This window comes from Mucilaginibacter sp. (assembly GCF_041663085.1).
Taxonomy (GTDB): Bacteria; Bacteroidota; Bacteroidia; order Sphingobacteriales; family Sphingobacteriaceae; genus Mucilaginibacter.
Map to the genome: position 1 here is coordinate 1 of NZ_JBAZRC010000028.1, position 25,502 is coordinate 25,502.

Genomic DNA, 25,502 nt, shown 5'->3' on the forward strand with positions numbered 1-25,502 from the left:
ATACCCTGGATGCTTTGGCCTTTTAATGGCGGGATCAATTCAAATGAGAAAAGCGTCTTACCTGCCGCATTGGCTATATGTTCTGTAATCTTCATTTTAGGTTGTAAGTCTTTATTTCCTTATGTCGTTGCGAGCGATAGCGTGGCAATCTCGTCGCATGCTTGGCGTTCATGCACTGCTACGAGATTGCCGCGTCGCTACGCTCCTCGCAATGACATTATAATTTATTAATAATTCAAATTCGGCCCAAGCCAACGCTCAACCGTATCAATCGATAAATTCTTACGCTGCGCATAATCCTCTATCTGGTCTTTACTTATTTTATTCAGCCCGAAATATCTTGCCTGTGGATGCGCGAAATAAAAGCCGCTTACTGATGCAGCCGGTGTCATGGCCAGGCTTTCGGTAAGGTGCATGTGCGCGTTATCTTCGGCTTGTAATATCTCAAACAGTGTTGTTTTCTCGGTATGGTCCGGGCAGGCGGGGTAACCCGGTGCCGGGCGGATCCCCTGGTACTCTTCTTTGATCAGTTCATCGGTACCCAGTTGCTCGTCTTTCGAGTATCCCCAATATTCCTTACGTACCAACTCATGCATTTTCTCGGCGAAGGCTTCGGCAAAACGGTCGGCAATGGCTTTGGTCATGATGCTGTTGTAATCATCATGGTCCGCCTCAAACTCGGCCACCAGTTCGTCGCAGCCAATACCTGTTGTTACGGCAAAGCCGCCCCAATAATCGGCAATGCCGCTGTCCTTGGGCGCTATGAAATCCGACAGGGCATAATACGGCTCACCTTTAACCTTTTCGTTCTGCTGACGCAGTGTATGAATGCGTGTAAGCAAATGCTGGCGGGTATCGTCGGTATAGATCTCGATATCATCGCCCACGCTGTTAGCCGGCCAAAAACCGATAACACCGCTGGCACGAAGCAATTTCTGGTCAACAATGCGTTTCATTAACGCCTGCGCATCGTCAAATAGCTTTTTGGCTTCATCGCCTACAAACTTATCGGCAAATATTTTTGGATAGCTGCCGCGCAGTTCCCAGGTATGGAAAAACGGTGTCCAGTCGATATATGGCACAAGCTCTTCCAACGGGTAGGCTTCGAAAACCTTGGTACCCAAAAATGTCGGCGCTGCCGGAACGGTTTTCAGGTCTATCTGGAACTTTTGCTCGCGTGCCTGCTCAATGCTTACAAAACGTTTGTCGCTTTTTTTGTTGGCGTGGGCTTCCCGGGCTTTGGTGTATTCGTCTTTAATGCCTTGTATGTAGGTGTCGCGGGTATCGCGGTTCATCAGGCTGCTGCAAACGGTTACGCTGCGCGATGCATCCAACACGTGGATGGCAGCACCCGAATAATGCGGTGCTACTTTTACCGCGGCGTGGATGCGTGAGGTGGTTGCCCCGCCAATGATCAGGGGAATGGTAAAGCCTTCGCGTTCCATTTCCTTGGCAAAATGCACCATCTCGTCAAGCGATGGGGTGATCAAACCACTGAGTCCTATAATATCTACTTCCTGTTTTTTGGCTTCTTCAATAATGCGCTGGGCAGGCACCATCACCCCAAGGTCTATCACCTCAAAGTTGTTACAGGCCAGTACCACGCCTACAATGTTTTTACCAATATCGTGCACATCGCCTTTCACAGTGGCCATTAAAACCTTGCCTGCGTTAGCGCGGCTACCACTGCTGTCTTCCCCGGCATCTATTACACGTTGTTTCTCCAGTTCGATGAAAGGTAATAAATAAGCCACGGCTTTTTTCATCACTCGGGCCGATTTTACCACCTGCGGCAAAAACATTTTACCGGCGCCAAACAGGTCGCCTACTACGTTCATGCCATCCATCAGTGGGCCTTCAATAACCTCCAGGGGCTTGGCGAATTTCTGGCGGGCTTCTTCCACATCCTCGTCCAGGTATTCGATGATACCTTTTACCAAGGCATGTGATAAGCGCTCCTCTACAGGGTTTTTACGCCATTCTTCGTCGCGTACTATCTCTTTACCTTTACTTTTAATGGTATCGGCAAATTCAACCAAACGCTCTGTAGCGTCGTCGCGGCGGTTTAATAAAACGTCTTCAACAAGCTCCAGCAGGTCTTTAGGAATCTCCTGGTAAACTTCCAGCATCCCGGCGTTTACAATACCCATATCCAAACCAGCTTTAATAGCATGATAAAGGAATGCCGAGTGCATTGCCTCGCGCACCACGTTATTACCGCGGAACGAGAACGATATATTACTTACCCCACCGCTTACTTTAGCCAGCGGCAGGTTTTGTTTTATCCAGCGGGTAGCTTCAATAAAATCTACCGCGTAGTTGTTGTGTTCTTCAAGCCCGGTTGCTACGGTCAAAATATTCGGGTCGAAGATGATATCCTGCGGCGGGAAGCCAACTTCGTCAACTAAAATCCGGTAGCAGCGACCGCAAATCTCTTTACGGCGCTCCAGTGAATCGGCCTGGCCGGTTTCGTCAAAGGCCATCACTACAGCAGCTGCGCCATAGCTTAATATTTTACGTGCGTATTCTTTAAATTTCTCTTCGCCTTCTTTTAGCGAGATAGAGTTTACAATACCCTTTCCCTGCAAGCATTTCAAACCAGCCTCGATCACCGTCCATTTGGAGGAGTCGATCATGATGGGCAGTTTGGCAATATCGGGCTCGCTGGCAACCAGGTTCAGGAATTTCACCATTACCGCTTCCGAGTCGATCATCCCCTCATCCATGTTGATGTCGATAACCTGCGCGCCGCCTTCTACCTGTTGCAGGGCAACAGTAAGGGCAGCCTCGTAATCTTCGGCCAGGATGAGTTTTGAGAATTTTGGCGACCCGGTGATGTTGGTACGCTCGCCTATGTTTACAAAGTTGGTTTCGGGGGTAAGGGTAACGGCTTCGAGCCCGCTTAAGCGCAGGTAAGGCTTAATTTCGGGAAGCTGCCTTGGAGAGTATTTAGCTGCTTTATCGGCAATGCATTTAATATGCTCGGGTGTGGTGCCACAACACCCGCCCACAATATTTACCAGCCCGGCCTTGATGAAATCATCAACCTGGTGGGCCGTTTCGTGCGGGGTTTCATCATAAGCGCCAAATTCGTTTGGCAAGCCCGCGTTTGGATAGGCCGAGATAAACACCCCTGCCTTTGCAGATAGCTCCTCTAAGTGGGGTCTCATTTCTTTAGCGCCCAAAGCACAGTTCAACCCAACCGATAACAGGTTGGCGTGACTGATCGAGTTCCAGAATGCCTCCACCGTTTGCCCTGATAACGTACGACCTGATGCATCGGTGATAGTTCCGGAGATCATCACACCGCCGGTGTCGCGGAAAGCAAGATAATCTTTACCGGCCTCTTTACATTCTTTTTTATACCTGTCGATAGCGAACAGGGCGGCTTTTGCATTCAACGTATCAAATATCGTTTCCACTAATAACACATCCGAGCCGCCATCAACCAGCCCGCGCACCTGCTCATAATAAGCCTGGGCCAAATCATCAAAAGTAACGGCGCGGTAACCCGGGTCATTCACATCCGGCGATAGGGAAGCAGTACGGTTTGTAGGGCCAACTGCGCCGGCCACAAAGCGTGGTTTTGACGGATCTTTTTTGGTGTATTCGTCGGCCACTTCGCGGGCTATGCGTGCGCCCTCGTAGCTTAATTCGTAATCAAGTTCTTCGAGGTGATAATCGGCCAGTGATATTTTTTGGGTGCTGAAAGTGTTGGTCTCGATGATATCCGCCCCGGCATCCAGGTATTCGGCATGGATGGCTTTGATCACATCAGGGCGGGTAATGTTCAGCAGGTCGTTATTACCTTTCAGGTCGGATGCATGGTCACGGAAACGCTCCCCACGAAAATCCTCCTCGGTGAGCTCGTACCTTTGAATCATGGTACCCATAGCTCCGTCAATAACCAGTATGCGTTTCTGTAGTTCTTTTCTAATATCCATTTGTTGATTCCACCGATTCTATCCTGATGATTTCACCGATTACCAGAATTGATTATAACCGAAATCGGTGTAATCAAAACACAATCTGTGAAATCTCAAAACGTAGCTTACTCGAAAAGTCGGGTATAATATTGACTTTCACTTATCTGTCCCTAACCATTCATTTGGTTTGAGTAGAATGTAGCACCTTGTTAAGTAACAGGTTGCTAAGACATCGCAGGGTCTAATCCCTCCGTCTTTCTCCATAAGCGTTACAAAGATGAATAATAATGTTGTAAAGTGCAAGCGTATAAATTACACTTACAACACTTGTGTGTAAATAAAAAAGCCGCCTGTTTAAAAACAGGCGGCTTTAAATAAATCTGTATGCTATTATCTTCTGTTACCACCAAATATGCGCAGTAATAAAAGGAACAGGTTAATAAAATCAAGGTACAGGGTTAAAGCACCCATTATAGCCGTTTTTTTACCTTCGGTGCTACCATATTCAATGCCTGCGCCAATGCGTTTTAGCTTTTGTACATCGTATGCGGTTAATCCTACAAATACAGCAACTAATACATAGCTGATCAACAGATCAAAGCTGCTGCTGCGGAAGATAAATACATTTAATACCGTAGCTACTATACCACCTATAAGCAACATGATCAGGATAGAGCCGAATTTGGTCAGATCCTGCTGGGTGGTGTAACCACCAATAGCCATTACACCAAACACAACAGATGCTGTAATAAAAGCGCTTGATATAGTACCGAATGAATACAGGTAAAATATATAGCTAATGCTTATACCCATAATAGCCGAAAAAGCCACAAATACGATACCTGCGGTTATCAGGCTCATTTTACCGATGCGGCTTGATAATATTATTACCAGAATAAGCGGCGCAAACATGGTTATGGTACCAAAAATATTGTTCTGGCCGGTTTGCGGATCGCGCAGCATGGCTGATAGTTGCGGTATAAAAGCAAATGTATAAGTGCAAATAGATGATATACCCAATGCAACAAACATCCAAACAAACACGTTGGCTATAAACTTGCGGGATGCCTCGGCATTTTCAACATGACTTACGTTGTCGTAAACGTATTCAAACTTGTCGGTTTTAGTTTCCATTTATTTTATTAAAATTATTATTCAAATCTAACGGATAGATTGGGATTTAGATATATGTTTTAAGAAATAGTTTAATAAAGATGAGTAACATTAATCGTTTTTGTTCGTCTTCTAAAATATAATATCATTAAAAAGATGAAACCAGGCCATCTATTACTTATCCCAATACTATTAATATCAACAGTATCAATTGCCCAGGTAAATTCTTTTACCATAGATAGCAGCAAATTTAATAAGCCCTTAATGCTAACACTTGATACTATTTACAAAGCCGACCAGGGCAGCAGGTACAGAATGCAGGACCTTTCAAAAGCCAAAGCCACAGCCAGCCAAATAGACTCTGCAAGAAAAGCTATCCATATAGCAGATAGTTTAAATTTAGTTAAGGTAGTAAACATTATTGATAGATATGGATGGCTTGGACCGCAGGATGTAGGCATGAATGGCAGCCAGGCCTTATTCCTGGTAATACAGCATGCCAGCCTTGCCACCCAGCAAAAATACTTACCGTTGATACGGACGGCTGAAAAGAATGGCAAAACCCTGTCAAGTAATCTGGCGATATTAGAAGACCGTATAAATATGCGTGAAAAGAAAAAGCAAATTTATGGCAGCCAGGTTTTTAAGAATAAACTGACCGGTGAAATGTGTTTCTATCCCATTGCCGACCCAGATCATGTTGATGATAAGCGTAAAGCTATGGGGTTACAGCCCATTGCAGATTATGCTAAATTATTCAACTTAACCTGGGACGTAGAAATGTATAAAAAGAACCTGCCTGAAATTGAAAAGGCCGCTTCTTTACTTTAATCGCCTAATTAAGTCTTTTGGTGAGCTGTTCTTCTACCTTTTTAAACACCTGTACGGGTTTTAACGAGCGCCAGTTTAACTCATCCAGCTCACCGCCAAAGTTGATGTAGTAGTCGATATTGCTTTTCTTGAACTCGCCTATTACGTGGTCCTGGAAATTTACGCCGGCTATCCAGCCATCCTCAACCTCCTGGAACCACTCCTCGTAGTAATTATCGTCAGAAAAGTGGAAGTTAAGCACGTTCTCGCCTATCAGGATAAACTTGTTAACGCCCTGGTCTATCATCAACTCAAACAGTTCGCGCTTCATCAGCATAATATCGTTATTGATGGCATCGTTCCACTCGCCAATAAACTCTATAATGGTGTAGCCCCGGTCGTAGTCAACAAACAAAATTTTAAGGTACAGCGTATTTGAACCAAACGAATCCCATTGCGGGTGCAGCAGGTAGTTATAGATCTGCTTATCGTATTCAAATTCGTTATACTGCGTAGCATAAAAAGGAGAGTACTCATCCTCTGATGCTATATAATCGTCCCGCCAGCGGTAATATGGTTCTATTTCGTGCATTTGTTTAATTCAAAAATTAAAAATAAAAATTCAAAAAGCCATGCAGCTTTCAAACCTTACTTGCTGTTGTGTGCATCTACCGCTTTACGGACGCTGCCATGCTTTTTTAGCAGTTCGGCGGCTTCATTTTCAGGCAGGCCGGTTTCGGCCATTACCATACGGGTGCCGCGGTGTACAAGTTTGTTATTGGATAACTGCATATCCACCATTTTATTACCCTTTACCCTGCCCAGTTGTATCATCACACTTGTGCTCAGCATGTTTAACACCAGCTTTTGCGCAGTACCGGCTTTCATACGGGTACTGCCGGTCACAAACTCGGGGCCGGTTACCACTTCAACCGGGTATTTCGCTTCGGCAGCAACGGGGCTGCCGGCATTGCAAACTATACAGCCTGTAGCAATACCATGCTCGTTAGCTGTTTTTAACCCGCCGATCACATAAGGCGTAGTGCCCGATGCGGCTATGCCAACCACTACATCGTGCTCATTTATATCAAACTCCTGTAAGTCTTTCCAGGCTTGTGTGGTATTATCTTCAGCAAATTCAACCGCCTTGCGGATAGCGGTATCGCCACCGGCAATAATGCCAACCACCCAATCAAACGGCACCCCGAAAGTTGGAGGGCATTCAGAAGCATCAACTACGCCCAGCCTGCCGCTGGTACCGGCGCCTATATAAAATAAGCGGCCACCTGTGCGCATACGTTCGGTTACTATAAGCGCCAGTTTTTCTATCTGGGGCAGCGCTTTTTCTACTGCCAAAGGCACGGTTTTGTCTTCTTTGTTGATATTTTGAAGGAGCTCCAGCACCGACATGTTTTCAAGTCCGTTGTAATTGGAATCCTTTTCGGTGTTTATTTCCATGTTTTGGCCATAAATTTTTAACAAAATTGAATAAAAAACATCAAAGCAACGAACGTGATATAAATTATCAGCAATAGCTGCTAATTATTAGATTTGCTTGGCGAAAAATTTAGATGAAACGAACTGCGGGAATTATTTTCAGGACATTGCTTTTAATACTGGTTGGTATAACCATTGGGATGCTGATAAGCGATAGTAATATTGGCGGGCGCAGGCTGGGGCTCAACTTCGCCGGGCCCGATAAGATCTCCCGCGTGCTCGACCTGGTAAGCACCAAATACGTAGATTCGGTAAACACGGATAGTGTTGCAGGAGTAACCGTTAATGATATGCTGCAAAGCCTCGACCCGCATTCGGTTTACTTGCCTGCGCAACAAGCCCGTTCTATAAATGAACGACTGGAAGGGGGCTTTAACGGCATTGGCTTAGAGTACCAGTTGCTGCGTGATACCCTTGTAATAACCCAGGTAAATACCGATGGCCCCGCTGCAAAAGCCGGTGTAATGGTTGGCGACCGGGTGATTAATGTAGATGGCAAAGCTTTCTCGGGCACAAAACTGAATATCTCGCGAATCAGTAAAACATTCAGGGGTGAAAAAGACACGCATATTGCCCTGGGCATCCTGAGGGATCAATTTAAAACCGTAAAAGATTTTGATATAAAGCGCGACCGGGTTAGCCTGAGCAGTGTTGATGCCGCATTTAATATTGGTGATGCCGGTTATGTTAAAATAAGCAAATTCGCATCAACTACCGATGCTGATTTTAGGAATGCCTTAAGTAAATTAAAAGCCGATGGCATGCAGAAACTGGTGCTTGACCTGCGTGGGAACGGCGGCGGTTACCTGAACACCGCGACAGCCATGGCTGATGAGTTTTTACCCGCCGGCAAACTGATCGTGTATACCCAGGGCAGCCATGAACCACGCACCGATTACTTTGCTACCGACTCGGGCAGTTATGAAAAGGGCGCACTTACGGTTATTATTGATGAATATTCGGCATCGGCCAGTGAAATATTGGCAGGCGCCCTGCAGGACCTGGACAGGGCTACTATTGTTGGACGCCGCTCTTTTGGTAAAGGGCTGGTGCAACAACAATTTCCGTTTGGGGATGGCACGGCTATTAACTTAACTGTTGCCAGGTATTATACCCCATCGGGCAGGTCGATCCAGAAATCTTATAAAAATGGCGTAGCCAGCTATCGCAACGAATTGGCCAACCGCGTACGCAAAGGCGAACTATTAACCGCTGGTAGTAATCTGAGTGATAGCGCTTTCCTGGGGGCATCGACCTACCATACCACCAAAGGCCGTAAGGTGTTTAGTATGGGCGGTATTATGCCCGATGTTTTTGTACCTGCCGATACTACGCAAAATACGCAATTGGTGGATGAGCTTGCCGGTAATCAGCTTTTTACCGCTTATGTGATAGACAGGCTGCAACCTGTAATAAGCAAATACCCAACTGCCGATAATTTCATCAACCAATACGATATTACCGATACTGGCCTGCATAACTTTATAGCTTATGCATCGCAAACGGTAAAAAGTATAACTCTGCATGATCTGGAGATATCGCGCGATATTATAAAAACCCTGATAAAAGCAAACGCAGCCCGCTTTAAATGGGGTAACAACGCGTATTACCGGGTGCTAAACACCAACGATGCTACGCTTAAAGCGGCTTTGCTACAATAATTTATAAGTCACCATGAGCATAGCCAATACATGTCAGTCTGAGCCTCTCGAAGACCCGTACGCACAGTTAATGGTTCAACAAGCTCACCATGATAAGTTAATCACACCCTCTAAAAGCTCATACCCATACCGGTAGTAAAATACATATTTACGCTTACAGGTAATTTACCAGCCGGTTTCATTGAGCCGGTTATTACCTTCACTGCCGAACGCTGCATGGCATCATCTTTTTGGTAACCTACCAATATCCCAGCGCTTTTTTCAATGCCGGGTAAACCCGCTATGGTATAGGGGTTGGCAAATACGCTGGTTACCACGTTTGGTTTCGCGGCCAGGGCCGAGATAAGGAACTTAACATCGCTGCTATAATCAAGCTTACTGGCGGGGCGGATACGGGTATCATGGATGCTTACGAAGATCTGGTCGAACCCTTTCAGGGTTTGCAGCATGCGGTTCAGGTCAGTCAGCGAAGTGTTTCTGCCCACCAGAAAGATCATGCTGTTGGCGTACCATTTAGAAAGCTCCATCTGGAAAACCGTCGGCCTGTCAACCCCGATACTTACAATAGCCGTTTTTTTGAACGGGCTCTGGCGCAGGGTTCGGCTATCGCCTTTTAGTACGGTTATGGCGGCATCAGCCAGCTGCTGGATCAGTTCGGCTGCGGCGGGGCGGTTAATATCCTGTATAATGTTTTTGGGTGTGGTTGGTTTGTAAGCATCTAAACCTGCCCAGTATTTGGCAGCAAGCAGCTTTTTCACCTTGGCCTCAAATTCGGCTTTGGTGATCTTTTTTTTACGGATGGCCTTTAAAATAAGCTTGGCCGCATTTTGCGAGTTTACCGATAATTCTATCAGATCATTGCCTGCCAAAAATGCCCTTACATCAGCTTCGCCGTTTGGGAAATACTTGGTTACGCCGGCCATTTCCATAGCATCAGATGCTACGATACCTTTAAACCCTAACGAGTCTTTAAGGATGCCGGTAACAATTGGCCTTGATAATGTAGAAGGTAAATTTTTTGTGCTATCTAAAGCGGGGATGCTCATGTGTGCTATCATTACACCACTAACGCCTGCGGCGATGGCCTCCCTAAAGGGATATTCCTCTAACGAATCTAACCGTGCGCGGGTAAAGGGCAGCAAAGGGAGGTCGTAATGCGAATCGACATTGGTATCGCCGTGGCCGGGGAAGTGTTTGGCAAAAACGATGAGCCCGGCATCCTGCATACCTTTAAAATAGGCTATGCCTTTTTGGGCTACATTATATTTATTATCGCCAAACGACCGGTAGTTGATCACCGGATTGTTGGGGTTATTATTTACATCCATATCGGGCGCAAAGTTTATATGCATGCCAAGCCGCTTAAAATCGTAAGCCACCATTTGCCCCATTTTGTAGATGAGGTTATTGTCCTGTACGGCGCCTAAAGTCATCTGGTAAGGATAGGATACAGATGAGTCTAACCGCATCCCCAAACCCCACTCGCCATCCATGGCTATGAGTAATGGCACTTTGGAGAGCTTTTGGTAACTATTGATCAAATTGGCATGCCTTACCGGCCCGCCCTGAAAAAAAACCAGCCCGCCGATATGTTCGTCCTGTATCACCATCGCAACCGAATCTTCGTAATGCTGGCCTTTGTTGGTATGTGCCCTTACATAAAACAGCTGGCCAATGCGTTCTTTACGGCTAAGCTTTTTATATACAGAATCAACCCAGTGGTTTTGTTGAGTTAAAGTACCGATGAAGTTTGCTTTTTGGGCGAAAATGCTTTGAACTGACAGGCTTAATATAAAAAGCAGGCAACAGGCTATGTGATTTTTCCGTTTCATTATTATTCAAATGTAGCTTAAATCTCAATTACCAATAATTGTTTTGGCTTACCAACAATTATTTTAAGCATATACGAATAAACCTTAGCCCTAATTTTCACTCTATAAGGTATAAAAATAAACAACCATGAAATATCACGGGCAAATACCCTTCTATTTCAACATCATTAAAAAATAGAACCGATGAAAAAATTTCTCTTTTTGGCAATATGCCTTTTGGCTGTAGTTGGCTCAGTAAGTGCGCAACGTTACGATCGCCGTTATCCCCCACGCAGAGTGGTAAGGCGCCCGCCCCCTGTTCAGGAACGGTACGACAGAAGGCAGAATGATTTTTGGCAGCCTAAAGTAGGCCTTGCAGGCGGCGTTAACTTTTCAAATACTGTTGATGCTTACAACTCTGATTACAGCACCAGCACCATTGCGGGCTGGCACGCGGGTTTAACATTTGATGTACCTATTGCTTACCCTTTATCATTCGCGCCCGAAATTTTGTTTTCGCAAAAAGGATATAAGGCCGAAACCATTGACGGTACCTTTAAACAGCGCACCAATTATGTCGACATCCCCTTGCTGGCAAAATTCCGCCTGGTACCGGGTTTTAACTTTGTAATAGGGCCGCAGTTAACGTTTATTACGTCAACCCGTAATACTTATGATAATGGCTTTAACACCATATCAGAGCCGGAGTATAGCTACCGTGGCGATAAAAGCTACATATCTGGCGTAATAGGTGTAGGTATCGAACTTAACCGCAACGTTGAGCTTCGTGGCCGTTACGCCATTGACCTTGACAAAAATTACTCTAACAGTTCGGCACCCGATTACCGCAACCAGGTATTTCAGTTGGGCTTAGGGTTTAAGTTTCAATAAAGACGAATTTACTATTGATGCGTTTAAAGGCCATCCTGAGCAATCAGGGTGGCTTTTGCTATTTAAACAACCCTTTAAACCACCGCTTTGCTTTATACCGCGGGTGGTTATATTTTTGCCATCGGGCTTCGATGTTAAAATCGTAACGCAGCGTAAACAGGTCGGCGCCTTTTTGCGGCAATACGTATAAGGGGTGCGTTATTTCGCCAAGTGTACCTAAAGGTAAATTTGCGTTTAAGCTATCCGGATCTGTAGTATGGGTTGAGTTTTCGCCAAAGCCAATATTGGAGATAAGGTTGACATTGGGAATTGTAGATAAGCTATTGTTAAAAAAGTTTAAAAAGGCCAGTTGAAAATCCCATGTATCAATTTTATCTGCCTTCATATAATTGAAAAACTCTTCCCAGGTATCAACAATAAATCTATCGTTAAAAATTGTTTCTAATTGGGGCCTTACTTCGTTTGAATGGTAAGAGCTCAGTTCTTTATCGTAATCTTTCCAAACCCTGCGCCAGCCGGCCCAACCCCACACGTGGGTCATGTTTGAGAAATAATAACTGGCATTGCCCCACTTTTGGCCTTGCTGCAGGTTGCAGCCACCAATATGGCGTATACGGGTATCATGCCTGTAGCGCTCCAGCATGGTATCGCAATACCTGAAAAAATCATTAGCAGGCAGGCAATCATCCTCTAATATTATACCTTCTTCTTCCTGCTCAAAAAACCAGGTAATACCCGATGATACCGCTTCTTTACATCCCAGATTGCTTTCGCGGAAAAGCGTTTTAACCTCACAAGGCCAGTTAACCTGTTTAATGATGGCCCTTGCCTGTTCGCACATCTCCGGTTCTGCCTGCCTGTCGGTACGCGGGCCATCGGCAGCTACATAAAGCCTGGAAGGTTGTGCTTCCTTTATTTTTTCAAAAACCCGCTGAGTGGTATCCGGCCGGTTAAATATGATGAATAATACGGGCGACTTTGTTTTGTAGATGAGGTTATCGGGGGCGTTCATTTTACAAATATGTTTATTTAACCAAAGCTTTAATGCTTCTTTTGATCTTTTTAAACCTGGCTTTAATTTTAAGGGATTCCCATAAGCGAGGTAATACGTAGCCGTTTGCTTTGTAATGCCGGCGTATAATATCTTTAGCATGGCCCTGGTAATGCAGCGATGCAAACCTTACCAATTTATGTGTGGCTACGTCTTTACCATAAGGCAAGTTGTTTTGCCAGTAAATTTTTTTCATCCCGTTTTCCATCTCGTATCCATCGGGATTATTGATGCAAATATCAATTGCCAGGTCGTTATTTATAAGGTTGATCTTCATGGTTTCTGCGGGATGCTCCTGGAAGTAGATATGAAATAGCGTCATATCACTTATCCCACCCATTGTGGTTGGGTCTTTCAAGAAGGGCTCATACAGTTCCTGTAAATTCTGTATAGCGGTACTATTAGTATAGGAGTATAGCAGGAAATCGCAAAAGCTATGAACAGCCTGGTATCCATTGAAATAGGTGAATGCAGGCACCCCTATTGTATCGCAAGTGTTGGCAATTGTACTATGCTCAAAAAAAGGCAGCATTTTACTTATATCTTCATAAAGCAATACGTCAGAATCCAGGTAAATAAATTGCCCAATATTATTTTCTTTGCAAAAAGCACAAATATAAAACCATCGCAAAAAGCAATTCAATTCGTAATGCTCGCCATTGGATGACCGGTGTTTATATATGCCGGCAAATGCGTCAGCTTCTTTTTGGTATTTACCTGCCTGTATATGTGTTAAAAAATTATACCGGTCGTTCTTTTTATCCCCCAGCAAATAAATCTCAGAATGGGGGTTAAAAAACCTGGCTTGCTTAAGGCTGTATTTTAAGTAATCGGGGTTGCCGTAATGAAAAAAGATGATGGGTATTGATGTCATCAATAGTTGGGTTATACCTTTAACAGTGAAATACTTTTTCGGATTTTGATCCCTGGCGGGCCATTACCCCCAGCCTGTCTATTTCTATATGCCTGCTGTTTACCATTAAATGTTCTTTAACATCCCACTCAATTGGCCTGCCATTATTGTTTGAGTACTCCAGGCTATCGGCAACATCAATAAACAGCTTTTTTTTCATGTAATAAAAAAACGTATGGTAGCCGTTACCCACATATACATCATTATCATTTTTAAACATGCTGTCAAACTGGTTTTCAAGTTCTATTACTTTCTCAAAAAAATACGGTTCTTCAATTAAATATTTGCCCGATAGTTTGATGATTGATTCATTATCGGGAAATGAAGACTGCTTTAAATAAGCCCGTAAATGGTTCATTTCATTTAACCCTTTATTGGCATAAATATTACCTTCATTACTGTACCAGGTATTGTATTGGTTCAGGTAATCTTCATTGGCCGATACACACTCCAGAATACAGTAAGAACTGAACAGGTGCGAATACTTTAAACATGCTTCTATCGATTCGATATACTGCATTTTCCTGTTCTCATATCCTTCGGGGATATTTGCACTTGTGATGATAACGTGAGCCATGCTTAATATTAACCTTCGCTAAAAGTTTGCATATCGATAAGTTTACGATAAACACCGTTATGGTTTATCAGCTCCATATGCGTGCCCTGTTCTATTAACTTACCATTTTCCAAAACCGCTATAATATCGGCATTTTGTATGGTGCTTAAACGGTGGGCTATTACTAATGAGGTACGGTTCTTCATCAGGTTGTTAAGGGCATCCTGCACCAGTTTTTCCGATTCGGTATCTAATGCAGACGTTGCTTCATCTAACAACATAATAGGCGGGTTATTTAAAACCGCGCGTGCAATACAGATACGCTGCCTTTGCCCGCCGGATAATTTTGTACCCCGGTCGCCAACGTTGGTTTCGTACCCATTCTCGGTTTCCAGGATGAAGTTATGGGCGTTTGCAATGCGTGCCGCCGCTTCAACATCCTCGCGTTTGGCATCTGTTTTACCAAAAGCGATGTTGTTAAAAATGGTATCGTTAAACAAAACCGAATCCTGGTTAACAACTCCCATCAGGTTGCGTAACGAATCGGCAGTAACGTCTTTAATATTTTTACCATCAACGGTGATGTTCCCCTGCTGCGGATCCATAAAACGTGGTATCAAATCCATCATGGTTGATTTACCGCCGCCCGACGGGCCAACCAGCGCTACAGTTTTGCCTTTAGGTACTACCAGGTTAATATGGTTTAAAACCGTTTTTTCCTGGTAGGCAAATGATACATCCTCAAAACGGATAGCATCATTAAACCCGGCAATAGTAACTGCATTGGGCGAATCGGTTATTAAAGGTTTTTCATCTATCAGGCTCAGCACACGTTCGCCGGCGGCTATCCCCTGGTGGATATTACTAAAAGAGTCTGATATGGCTTTGGCCGGGCGCATTACTTGCGAGAACAGCGCAATAAAAGTAAAAAACTCCGGTGGTGATAGTGGTGATTTGTCATTCAAAACTAAGTTTCCGCCATACAGCGCAATACCGGCAACCATGGCAACACCAAAAAATTCTGACACCGGCGATGCGAGTTGCTGGCGTTTTGCCATTGCCCTTGTAATAGACGAATATTTTATATTCTCTTTATCGAACCTGTTTTTTATAAAGCTTGTGGCGTTAAATGCTTTGATGATCTTGATACCCGATAGGGCTTCATCAAGATAGCTTATCATGTTACCATATGTGCGTTGTGATGCAGCAGCTTGTTCTTTTAAACGTTTAACTATACGTGATATAATTAACGCGGAAAGCGGGATAACAATTAATGAGTATAGGGTAAGGCTTGGCGATATTAAAAACAGCATCACCAAAAATGCAATAAGCGTTAAAGGCTCTTTAAATACAACCTGCAAGGTGCCGGTAACAGAGTACTGTACAACCTGTACATCAGATGCTATTTTTGAAATGATATCGCCTTTGCGCTCGTTGCTGAAATAGCCCATATGCAGGTTCATCACATTATTAAATACCGTACGGCGCAGGTTTAATAAGGTATGTACACGCAAACTTTCCATCGTGCGTTGCGAAAGGTATCTGAACAAATTACTTAACAAGGCCGCTACAACTATTGTAGCACATACAAATTGCAAAGCTGCCCATGCGCCATAATTGTTAATGGCATACGTTACGTAATACCTGAATGTACCCATGATATCAAAGAAAGACGGTTTGATACCCAACGGTTGCATCTTATCACTATGTTTGCCAGAAAACAATGTTTGTAACAAGGGTGCCAGCAGCGCAAGATTAAGCGTGCTGAATATTACAGTAAAAAGGGTTGTTATTATATAAGGGATAGCGAATTTTTGAATTGGCTTCGCAAAAGATAATAACCGGAAATAAGTTTTCATTTAAAAATATAATAGATGCAAAGTTAACGGTAATTAATCAATTACTATTATGCGGTAATAGTGGCAGTACCTTTGCCCAAACTTTTTCGAGGCTAATGCCGGAGATGCACGGGAATGGATCTGTGGGTGCAGTTTCAAAAATACAATCCCAGTTACAGTAATAACAAGGTAGCTTATCGTAAACGCAAACGGGGCCAAAGGCAACATCATCAGGGTAGGGTGCGAAACGCTCAAAATGGCCGCCGCCCAGTATGCAAACCGATGGTGTTTGTGCGGCAACAGCAATATGTATGGCACCTGTTTCATTCGCTATCAATAAGGCCGAACTAGCAATTTTTTCGATGAGTTGCGGCAGGGAGGTTTTATTGATAAAATTTTCAACGCTGCCACCGGCAAGGTTTGCCATCAAATAATCGCCGGCGGCAACTTCTGCGGGCCCGCCTATCAGGTATATGGGTTGTGTGGTATGTTGTTTGATAAGCTTGATGAGCTGCAAAAATTTCTCTTGTTCCCACCCCCGTTTAAATGCACCTGCACCGGGTAAAATAGCAATACCCTTTTTGGGGTTGATACCTGTTGTTATTGATGGTGCATTTATAGCAATGCGTTCATTTAAAACGCTTTCAAAAAAGAATCGGTTTCGATGAAATTCAAAATAAACCCCCGCAGGCAAAAGCAGCATTTGCGTATAAAATGCATCCGTTTTGCTTTTATGCCGCGGTTCTATCCCTTCATGATCGCTCTGGTAACCAATAATATGTTTGGCGGCTGTTAATGCGGCAAGCCCGTCTGTTGCAAAAATACGCGTATAGGCAGGTTGCAATACAACTTCGTAATTGTTTAAAAATAGGCGCAGGGCTAATTTAAATGCTGTAAGCGGCGCTTCATAAAGGCCCCGCGGATTGGTAAAATAAGCGGCGTTTAAAAATTCCTTGTCGTAGCTTGAAACAACATCGCGCCAAATAGGGTGCCCTAAAATATCAATGCGATAGTCTTTATACTTTTCTGACCGCTTTGTTATTTCAATAAAGTTCCTGAAAAGGATATAATCGCCAATGGCATCAGTTTTTATAAACAGCAGGCGTTTACGAGTGGGCCTGAAGTGAGAAAGAAACCTGAAGAACTTTGGTAGTTTTAATAGTATAAACCGGGATATCCTGAACAGGTTGCGATTTTTTATATCCATTATATCATCAGCTTAGTTGTAAGACTCGGGTATAACTTTTTTACGGTTGCGGTATTGCCGTATCACAAACCTTAACCAGGGTATAAAGCCATGGTTCTCGCGAATTAAAGCAGGCTGGTCTGCTATAAAAACTTTGTCGGGTTTTGAGGATGCACCGGTATGGTTAAAATTAGCTATAACGAGGTCTACATAATAGAAATTCAGGGTTTTATCCTTCCAGCACTGCATATTTAATACATGATCTGCCGAAAGGCGATATTTGGTGTTAAACCTGTATTTATCAAAAACATGCTTCGGATATATCATCGCCTGGTGGCATATAGTGCCTTTTGCGTGCTGGTATGAGGTTACCTTGCCGCGGTATTTTTTATTCCTCAATAAAACATTGGCGTAATAAATAGTATTGGCATCCGCCAATTGGTAAGCCAGTTTAGAGTAATCTGCAAACAAAACGTCATCGGCACCCAAAAAATACACCCATTCGCCGGTGATATAGTCAAGCGCTTTGTTCATGGCGTCGTAAATTCCGCCATCCTTCTCACTGCGCCATAAGGCAATTTTATCATCATTAGCTTTTAAAATATCAACCGTACCGTCGGTACTAACCGCATCCATCACCACAATTTCAATATTGGGATATTGCTGCGCGTAAATACTATCCAGGCAGGCCTGCAAAGTATCGGCAACATTAAGCGTTACAATTATTACAGAAATTTTTGGAAGCGCTTTATTATCGGTCATAAACTACGGTGGTATGTGTGGATGTATTTAAATGCTTTTACAAGGCGGTTATTAGGATAAAAAATAATTATTTTGCACAGCCGCCCGTAGCGGACAAATATAAGTAATCATTATATAATGCTGACAGGCCAAAATAGTTTAAACGGTGATAACGCTGCTGATAAGGTATCGGTAATAATAGTTACCTACAACGCAGCGGCCACATTACAGGCCTGTCTGGATAGCATTTACAAACAAACTTACCCACATATAGAGATTGTTGTTATTGACGGCAAAAGCACCGATGGTACCGTAGCTATCCTGGAGGCAAACAATAGCCGGATTGGTTATTGGAAAAGTGAACCGGATGGCGGAATTTACGACGCAATGAACAAAGCAACCAAGAGCATTACCGGCAGTTGGGCGTGCTTTTTAGGCGCCGATGATACACTTTTACCGGGATTTTCTGATCTTGCCTATGACCTTAAAGACAACAGCGCTATATATTATAGCAACGTTTGGGCGGAGGGCGCAAAGCGGTCGGGCGAGTTATCAACGTATCAATTGGCTAAGGTTGGCATTTACCACCAGGCCATGATATACCCGGCAAGCGTTTTTGCAAAACATAGCTTTGATACCAAATACCGCATTTCTGCCGATTTTGCCTTTAACTTGAATTTGTATAGCGATAAGGCGTATCATTTTTTATATAAAGACCACCTGATAGCAAATTTTAACCATATGGGCATATCAGGCACACAAATAGATGTACCTTTTGAGGGAGACAAATCTGCCTTGATACTGAAAAATTTTGGTTTTAAGATCTGGTCGAGATATATCTTCAGGGTAATAAAGGCAAAGATAAAAGGTGATAAAAACCCAAGGGTATAAAAATAGCACAAGCTGACTATTCACGATTAAACCATAGCAAACTTGCCCCGTTGCAGGCCATTGGCTTCTCAATTCTGTCTTTTATATGATATAAGTATTCTTAATTTTATCGGATTAATTAATAAACACAATCTTAATATAATGTATACTCCGTCTGTGCTGGTAACTTTTGACTCGATGAAGGATGATAATTGCGGATACTTTTATTTTGGCAAAGGGTTGGGAAATGCGCTTATTGTAAATAACAGGAATAGGTTTAATTTAAGTTTCTATCTGCATAAGCGCACCAGCTACCGGTTCGAAAACAAAGTGAAAATATACATTCTATCTAAACTTGATAAGCTATTCTTTCGCTACAGAAATAAATTTGACATTGTTCATCTTTCAGATCAAAATTGTCGCTTGAGACCACATAAGGTTAACGCAGTTAAAATTATGACGGTTCATGATATGAACAAAGTTCATTTAAAGTTTAGTAAACCTCACAGGATTCAGGTGTACCTTGATAAATTGAGACAATTCATTTTAGATGTTGACAAAGTAGTTGCGATATCAGAATTTGTAGCCGACGATCTAAGGCATTACTTCCCGGAAGCAAAAAACAAAATAAGTGTTATTTATAATGGCGCCGACAAACTATCTGTCCCCGACAATTATAGCCCCGTTAATATACCCCCAAGGCCATTTTTATTTACAATAGGGTTGCTGTCTGTTCAAAAGGGCTTTCACTTATTGCCTGCATTGCTTCAGGATAACTCTTATGAGTTAGTCATAGCCGGGATAGAAACGCCTCACAAACAAACGATCATAGAAGAAGCTATAAAATACAATTGCCTGGATAGGCTACATATTGTGGGGCCGGTAAGTGATTTAGATAAAAGCTGGTATTTTAAGAATTGTACCGCATTTGTTTTCCCTTCAAAAGCGGAAGGCTTTGGTTTACCGGTAATTGAGGCAATGCATTTTGGAAAGCCGGTTTTTCTTGCAAAAAAAACATCTCTCCCCGAAGTTGGTGGAGATGTAGCTTACTATTTCGAGAACTTTGAACCCGAACATATGCAAGATGTTTTTACATCAGGCATGAAAGATTATGAATCAAGAATGCCTGTTCAGGACATAATTAAACAAGCAGAAAAATTCTCATGGGATAATGCAGCTTCACAATACCTGAAATTATATGAGGAGTGCTTAAAATTGAAATAACAGAAAAAGGTGTTTCTGCGCAAATTTTTTATTTAATAATCTTGTAATTCCTGTATTCGCTAACCCGCCAGCCGGTAAGGTCTTCTATTTTTTGTAGCAGCTTGCGCCGGAAACTCATTTTCTTATCCAGCTCCTTTAAGTCGATATCCAAACTCCAGTTGGTGGCAGCCAGTCGCTTTTGCATTACTGCCGGATGGGTGCTGGTAAAATGCACCAGTCTGTCGGGATTCTTATGGCTGTAATCAAACTTAAACGTTTCTGGCAGGTTTTGTGACATCCACTCATCATCATGATAAAAACGGTTAAAATTGCGCAACTTATTTGCCAGGCCAGCTGGTGGTTTTACCCACCCGTAATGATAAATATAAGCGTCGATAAGTTTTACCTGTATCTTCCGGTTATCGGCCCATCTAAATCCTTGCGCATCGCGGTATGAGTGTATATCTTTATTGTTACGCACAATCCTGATCTCGCGCCTGTACCACCTGCGCGAATGGCCATAATAATCATACGACCCGTAGAAATGCAGGTACTTAAACAATAACCCTTCTACATTGGCATCAGTAAGGTTATCCTGCATCTCCTGCTTTATTAAAGGCAGATATTTCTCATGTACCACCTCGTCTCCCTGGATATAAAAAGCCCAATCACTATCTGGCGATATCGCATTAAATGCCTTATCGGTCTCGTCGGCAAAAACTTTGCCCCCATCGCGTACACTGGTATCCCACATCGTATGTATGATCTTTATTTTGGGCGAGTTTATATCGGTTATCAGTTTTTCAGTATCGTCGTCGCTATCGCCAAGGGCCACTATAAACTCATCACATATGGGTAGTATAGATGTGATCGCTTCAACAACAGGATAGTCGTTTTTTACAGCATTACGTATAAATGTGAACCCCGAAACCTTCATTATAATAATAGGCATATGTTGCCTGCAAATATAATTATCTAGGCCCGCTCATTTTATATTATTATGCGTCGATTAATTAACGTGTATTTTTGTTTCTTTACAGCAACATACAATGGCCGGCGCTACACAACATATTACACCTACCTGTACCAACTTCCGCTCGGTAGCGCGCGCTTTAACTATTGTTGAGAATAACCTTGCCGGCGCTGCTGACCTGTTAAAAAGCCTCACCTTTAATATACACACACCTGTAACGGGTATAACAGGCCCTCCGGGTGCTGGTAAAAGCACACTGGTTAACGCCATTATAAATAACCTGGTGCAACAAGGTAAAAAGGTTGCCGTGTTGGCTATAGATCCAACCTCGCCCTTTAACTTTGGTTCGCTGCTGGGCGACAGGATCCGCATGGCTTCGCACTTTAACCACCCTGATGTTTTTATCCGTTCGCTGGCAACAAGGGGATCGCTGGGTGGGCTGTCAGCCAAAACCATCGAGATGACGGATGTACTCAAAGCATCGGGTTTTGATCATATTATAGTAGAAACGGTTGGCGTAGGCCAATCGGAAGTAGAAATTGCCGGCCTTGCCGATATTACCTTCGTAATGCTTGTGCCCGAGGCCGGGGATGAGATCCAGAACATCAAATCGGGACTGATGGAAATTGCTGACGCCTTTATCATTAACAAGGCCGACAGGGAGGGGGCCGATCTGTTTATTAACAACCTTAAAAAAATACTGCAACAGAGCAAGGAAAATAAGGTGCCGATATTTAAAACAGTTGCTTCAAAAAACGAGGGGATAGATGCCATTACAGATTTCATATTATCTAACCCTAAAATAACAAACAGCCGCCGCGAGCTGCTGCTTACCCAAAAGATTTACAATATCATCCAGCAAAATAAAATGGCGGGTATAGATAAGAAAAAGCTTCAGCAGGATATTGCTAAAGCTTTACAAGAACCTTATTTTAATATTTACAGGTTTGCATCCAACTACATTGGGTGAGTAGTTAAATAGGTTGATTAAGTGAATGGTTAACTACCCACTTAATCAACCACTCACTATTTCGCGTTCATCAACTCTTCAATCTCCTCCGCTTCGATAGGTATGTTAGCCATTAAATCGCGGTTGCCATCTTTGGTTATTAGTATATCGTTCTCCAGGCGGATGCCTAGGCCTTCTTCGGGAATATAGATGCCCGGCTCGCAGGTAAGGATGTTGCCTACTTCAAACGGTTTGTAGCGACTGGCGTAATCGTGTACATCCAAACCTAAATGATGCGATGTGCCGTGCATAAAATACTTTTTATACAATGGCATTTTAGGGTCTTGTTTTTCCACCTCATGCTTTTTCAACAGGCCAAGATCAATTAGCTCGCCGGTCATTATTTTGCCTACCTCATCGTGGTAATCGTTCCATACGGTGCCGGCTACAAGCATTTTGGTAGCGGCGCGCATTACACGTAATACAGCGTCATATACATCGCGCTGGCGTTTGGTAAAGCGGCCGTTAACAGGTATGGAGCGGCTCATATCGGCATTGTAGTTTGCATATTCGGCAGCCCAGTCAAACAATATTACATCACCATCTTTACATACCTGGTTATTATCAATATAATGTAAAACAATAGCATTTTTGCCCGATGCAATAATAGGGTTGTAAGCATGGCCGGTTGCGCGCTGCCTTAAAAACTCGTGGGTTATTTCGGCTTCTATCTCATATTCGGTAACGCCGGGCTGTACAAATTTTAGTACGCGTTTAAAAGCATCGTTTGTTATATCACACGCTTTTTGGGTAAGTTCGATCTCAATATCCGACTTTATAACACGCAGGTCGCGCAGTATAGGGGCCGAACGTTCATAGTGATGAAGCGGGTATTTTTGGCGTAAAGTTTCCAGGAATCTTAGGTCGCGGTATGGCACAGTGTGCGCATAACGGTCATTCTCATTGGTGTTTATATATATATTATCGGCATAATTAATGATAGTATGTAAAATAGTGTCATACTCATGCAGCCAATATATTTGCTGTATACCCGATGCCTTGCGTGCTTCTTCTTTAGTATATTTATGCCCCTCCCAAACTGCAATGTGTTCGTTGGTTTGTCTTAAAAAAAGTACTTCTCTGTATTGGTGATTAGGACAATCGGGGTACAGTATTAATATACTTTGCTCCTGATCTATGCCCGTGAGGTAATAAAAATCCGGATTTTGCTTAAATATGAAACTTTGATCACCACTCCTCGGATATTCGTCATTGGAGTGAAATATCGCTATAGAGTTTGATTTTATTCGTGAAACGAAATTTTTTCTATTAATTGTAAATAACCGTTCATTAACAGGCAGGTATTTCATGGAATGTAAAATATTAATTTTTATAAAAACAAATTATTTCTACCGATTGTAGTAGATATTATGAATTTTGGAACAAGATTTGGTATTTGTTTCAAACATAATTACTAATTTTGAAAAAAATCACAATTAAATCGTTTAATCTTAAAACTATGAATTATTCTACATTAAAGAAATCAGCAGCATTATCATTTGCTTCTTTGCTGGTTGCTGGAATGGTTAGTGCGCAAACAGACTCCACTAAAACCACCACCACAACCACCACTGACACAACAATGTCATCTGCAACAACCACTGCTAAAGTATTTGGCGGTAGAGGTCAGTACAAAACCTGGAGTATCGGTGTTAACGTTGGTGCAACTTCACCTACAATGGCTACAGGCGGAAGTCTGAACGATTACGCAAAAAACAAAGTTGAATTAGGTTACGGTATCTCTGTACGTGATCAATTAGGTCACAACTTCGGTCTGCAATTAGACGTACGTGGTGGCAAGGTAGCTGGCGACAATGGCACAGCTGGTCCGGCATCTTATTCAACCAAATTTTACCAGGCTACTTTAAGCGGTGTTGTTAACGTTGCAACTATCGACTTTATCCGTCGTAAAAACTCTGTTAACTTCTTCATTAACGCAGGTGCCGGTTTGGCTATGTATAACCCAACTGGTGTAACAGCTGCTGGTGTACCATTTAACTTTAAAGATGGTGCTGCTGGTAACGTTGCTACTAACAAATGGGTTAAAGAATATGTTATCCCGGTTGGTGCTGGTGTTAAATTCCGTTTGAGCGATGCGGTTGCTCTTAACTTTGGTTACACTGAAAACTTTATTGACGGTGGTAACTTTGATGGTTTAACAACTGGTAACAACAAGAAAGATCATTACTCTTACGGTTACGGTGGTTTAGAATTCACTTTGGGTTCAAGCTCAAAACCGAGCTTAGAGTGGGTTAACCCAGTTGCTATGATGTATGACGAATTATACGATGCAGCTTTACGTCAGGAAGTTGAAGCTCTTAAAGGCCGTGTAACTAACGTTGAAAACGCAGTTACTGATCTTAAGAAAGATTCTGATGGTGACGGTGTATCTGATCAGTTCGACAAATGCCCTAACACTCCTGCTGGTAGCGTTGTTGACGGTTCTGGTTGCGTTATCGTATTCCCGAAAGCTGATACAGTTGCTGCTAGTGCTGCTGCTGCTTACTCAAACATCCAGTTTGAATTTGATAGCTCAGTATTAAGGACTTCATCTTACCCGGTATTAGATGCTACTTCAGCTGACTTACGTTCATCTGGTAAAACTGTTGAGATTGATGGTTACGCTTCATCTGAAGGTACTGCTGCTCACAACTTATCATTGTCACGTGACCGTGCTAACTCTGTAAAAACTTACTTAGTTAACTCTGGTGTTGCTGCATCAAAATTAAAAGTTAAAGGTTACGGTGAAACTAACCCGATAGCTGATAACTCAACTGAAGAAGGACGTGTTGCAAACCGTCGTGTTTCTTTCAAACAAAGATAATATCTAAATAAAATATTATTTGAGAAGCCCCCCGAATAACTCGGGGGGCTTTCTTTTTTTTATTAAATTTGTGTTATGTACTTTTTTAGAAAAAAAGACCCAAACAGGCCAAGCAGCTTTAACCTTAAGGTAATGCATATTATAAATGCCATTGCCATAAGTATGTTCCTGCTTGGTATTATCTGGAAACTGGTTCAGTGGTTTATCCTCAAAAAGTAAAACATCTAACATTTATTTTAATGAAAACTATCATAAATACTAATAATGCGCCCGCGCCTATAGGCCCTTACAGCCAGGCTGTAGTTGCTAACGGTTTACTATTCGTATCAGGCCAGATCCCGTCAAACCCAAAAACAGGCGAAATAATTACTACCGGCATAACAGACGAGGCTACTATGGTAATGGAAAACCTTAAAGCCATATTAACCGAAGCCGGTGTTGGTTTTGACAGCATTATTAAAACCACCATATTTTTAACCGATATGCAAACCTTTGCACAGGTTAATGAAGTGTATGGCTCTTACTTTACCGCCGATTTCCCTGCCCGCGAAACCGTACAGGTATCGGCCCTGCCAAAAGGTGTTAATGTAGAGATCTCTGTAATTGCGTTAAAGCCCTGATCATATAAA

General features: G+C 42.9%; 22 protein-coding genes and 1 riboswitch. Of the genes, 9 read left to right on the forward strand and 13 right to left on the reverse strand.

The genetic code is table 11. The features are described 5' to 3' along the window. Positions 1 to 227 precede the first annotated feature (227 nt). Together metH and WC615_RS08065 are read right to left on the reverse strand one after the other, a co-directional pair. Positions 228 to 3,944 carry a methionine synthase gene (gene metH, locus WC615_RS08060; RefSeq protein WP_372977595.1) on the reverse strand — a complete coding sequence of 1,239 codons (3,717 nt, stop codon included), beginning with the start codon at positions 3,942 to 3,944 and terminating at the stop codon, positions 228 to 230. Positions 3,945 to 4,083: 139 nt separating this feature from the next. Next, positions 4,084 to 4,195: riboswitch (SAM riboswitch) on the reverse strand. Positions 4,196 to 4,316: 121 nt separating this feature from the next. Further along, on the reverse strand, positions 4,317 to 5,060 hold the full coding sequence (locus WC615_RS08065; RefSeq protein ID WP_372977596.1) for a Bax inhibitor-1/YccA family protein: 744 nt from the start codon (positions 5,058 to 5,060) through the stop codon (positions 4,317 to 4,319). A 135-nt stretch (positions 5,061 to 5,195) separates the two neighbouring features. Between WC615_RS08065 and WC615_RS08070 the strand changes: the two genes are divergently transcribed. Continuing rightward, complete coding sequence (locus WC615_RS08070; protein ID WP_372977597.1) at positions 5,196 to 5,870, forward strand: DUF6624 domain-containing protein; 675 nt, start codon at positions 5,196 to 5,198, stop codon at positions 5,868 to 5,870. Between the two features lie 4 nt (positions 5,871 to 5,874). Here WC615_RS08070 and WC615_RS08075 read toward each other — a convergent pair whose 3' ends face one another. Both WC615_RS08075 and murQ read right to left on the reverse strand, forming a co-directional pair. After that, a complete protein-coding gene (locus WC615_RS08075; RefSeq protein ID WP_372977598.1) occupies positions 5,875 to 6,441 on the reverse strand; it encodes a hypothetical protein in 567 nt (188 codons plus the stop codon). 56 nt (positions 6,442 to 6,497) lie between these two features. Continuing rightward, positions 6,498 to 7,307, reverse strand: a complete 810-nt coding sequence (gene murQ / locus WC615_RS08080; protein ID WP_372977599.1) for an N-acetylmuramic acid 6-phosphate etherase — start codon at positions 7,305 to 7,307, stop codon at positions 6,498 to 6,500. Between the two features lie 113 nt (positions 7,308 to 7,420). Between murQ and WC615_RS08085 the strand changes: the two genes are divergently transcribed. After that, positions 7,421 to 9,007: a S41 family peptidase gene (locus WC615_RS08085; protein ID WP_372977600.1), complete on the forward strand. Its 1,587-nt coding sequence runs from the start codon at positions 7,421 to 7,423 to the stop codon at positions 9,005 to 9,007. Between the two features lie 110 nt (positions 9,008 to 9,117). Here WC615_RS08085 and WC615_RS08090 read toward each other — a convergent pair whose 3' ends face one another. Beyond that, positions 9,118 to 10,839 (reverse strand): glycoside hydrolase family 3 N-terminal domain-containing protein, encoded by a 1,722-nt coding sequence (locus WC615_RS08090; RefSeq protein ID WP_372977601.1) that lies wholly within the window; start codon positions 10,837 to 10,839, stop codon positions 9,118 to 9,120. Positions 10,840 to 11,022: 183 nt separating this feature from the next. Between WC615_RS08090 and WC615_RS08095 the strand changes: the two genes are divergently transcribed. Then, complete coding sequence (locus tag WC615_RS08095; RefSeq protein WP_191175373.1) at positions 11,023 to 11,709, forward strand: porin family protein; 687 nt, start codon at positions 11,023 to 11,025, stop codon at positions 11,707 to 11,709. Between the two features lie 58 nt (positions 11,710 to 11,767). On the opposite strand, the gene WC615_RS08100 is transcribed toward WC615_RS08095, so the two are convergent. From WC615_RS08100 to WC615_RS08125, 6 genes are read right to left on the reverse strand one after another with little or no spacing between them, the layout of a single operon-like run. Further along, positions 11,768 to 12,721, reverse strand: coding sequence for a nucleotide-diphospho-sugar transferase (locus tag WC615_RS08100; protein ID WP_372977602.1), 954 nt, complete (start codon positions 12,719 to 12,721; stop codon positions 11,768 to 11,770). A gap of 13 nt (positions 12,722 to 12,734) precedes the next feature. Continuing rightward, the gene (locus tag WC615_RS08105) at positions 12,735 to 13,634 is read right to left on the reverse strand and encodes a hypothetical protein (RefSeq protein ID WP_372977603.1); all 900 of its coding nucleotides are present in this window, start codon (positions 13,632 to 13,634) and stop codon (positions 12,735 to 12,737) included. 19 nt (positions 13,635 to 13,653) lie between these two features. Continuing rightward, on the reverse strand, positions 13,654 to 14,250 hold the full coding sequence (locus tag WC615_RS08110; RefSeq protein WP_372977604.1) for a hypothetical protein: 597 nt from the start codon (positions 14,248 to 14,250) through the stop codon (positions 13,654 to 13,656). 8 nt (positions 14,251 to 14,258) lie between these two features. Next, positions 14,259 to 16,088 carry an ABC transporter ATP-binding protein gene (locus WC615_RS08115; RefSeq protein WP_372977605.1) on the reverse strand — a complete coding sequence of 610 codons (1,830 nt, stop codon included), beginning with the start codon at positions 16,086 to 16,088 and terminating at the stop codon, positions 14,259 to 14,261. A gap of 37 nt (positions 16,089 to 16,125) precedes the next feature. Continuing rightward, positions 16,126 to 17,274 (reverse strand): glycosyltransferase family 9 protein, encoded by a 1,149-nt coding sequence (locus tag WC615_RS08120; protein WP_372977606.1) that lies wholly within the window; start codon positions 17,272 to 17,274, stop codon positions 16,126 to 16,128. Positions 17,275 to 17,286: 12 nt separating this feature from the next. Continuing rightward, positions 17,287 to 18,015, reverse strand: coding sequence for a glycosyltransferase family 2 protein (locus WC615_RS08125; RefSeq protein WP_372977607.1), 729 nt, complete (start codon positions 18,013 to 18,015; stop codon positions 17,287 to 17,289). Positions 18,016 to 18,132: 117 nt separating this feature from the next. On the opposite strand from WC615_RS08125, the gene WC615_RS08130 reads away from it, so the two are divergent. Continuing rightward, entirely contained in the window at positions 18,133 to 18,885 is a 753-nt protein-coding gene (locus tag WC615_RS08130) for a glycosyltransferase family 2 protein (protein ID WP_372977608.1), read from the forward strand. Between the two features lie 177 nt (positions 18,886 to 19,062). Then, entirely contained in the window at positions 19,063 to 20,088 is a 1,026-nt protein-coding gene (locus WC615_RS08135; protein ID WP_372977609.1) for a glycosyltransferase family 4 protein, read from the forward strand. 28 nt (positions 20,089 to 20,116) lie between these two features. Here WC615_RS08135 and WC615_RS08140 read toward each other — a convergent pair whose 3' ends face one another. Next, on the reverse strand, positions 20,117 to 21,019 hold the full coding sequence (locus WC615_RS08140) for a glycosyltransferase family 2 protein (RefSeq protein ID WP_372977610.1): 903 nt from the start codon (positions 21,017 to 21,019) through the stop codon (positions 20,117 to 20,119). 97 nt (positions 21,020 to 21,116) lie between these two features. Here WC615_RS08140 and meaB point away from each other — a divergent pair, with 97 nt between their 5' ends. Next, positions 21,117 to 22,010, forward strand: coding sequence for a methylmalonyl Co-A mutase-associated GTPase MeaB (gene meaB, locus WC615_RS08145; RefSeq protein ID WP_372977611.1), 894 nt, complete (start codon positions 21,117 to 21,119; stop codon positions 22,008 to 22,010). Between the two features lie 56 nt (positions 22,011 to 22,066). Here the strand turns inward: meaB and WC615_RS08150 are convergent, their stop codons facing one another. Further along, a complete protein-coding gene (locus tag WC615_RS08150; RefSeq protein WP_372977612.1) occupies positions 22,067 to 23,359 on the reverse strand; it encodes an aminopeptidase P family protein in 1,293 nt (430 codons plus the stop codon). Between the two features lie 110 nt (positions 23,360 to 23,469). Here WC615_RS08150 and WC615_RS08155 point away from each other — a divergent pair, with 110 nt between their 5' ends. The 3 genes from WC615_RS08155 (at position 23,470) to WC615_RS08165 (ending at position 25,493) form a co-directional block, all read left to right on the forward strand. Beyond that, on the forward strand, positions 23,470 to 24,873 hold the full coding sequence (locus tag WC615_RS08155) for an OmpA family protein (protein ID WP_372977613.1): 1,404 nt from the start codon (positions 23,470 to 23,472) through the stop codon (positions 24,871 to 24,873). Positions 24,874 to 24,948: 75 nt separating this feature from the next. Then, positions 24,949 to 25,092 (forward strand): DUF6728 family protein, encoded by a 144-nt coding sequence (locus WC615_RS08160; RefSeq protein WP_372977614.1) that lies wholly within the window; start codon positions 24,949 to 24,951, stop codon positions 25,090 to 25,092. A 20-nt stretch (positions 25,093 to 25,112) separates the two neighbouring features. Beyond that, positions 25,113 to 25,493, forward strand: coding sequence for a RidA family protein (locus tag WC615_RS08165; protein WP_372977615.1), 381 nt, complete (start codon positions 25,113 to 25,115; stop codon positions 25,491 to 25,493). The last annotated feature ends 9 nt before the right edge of the window (positions 25,494 to 25,502 follow it).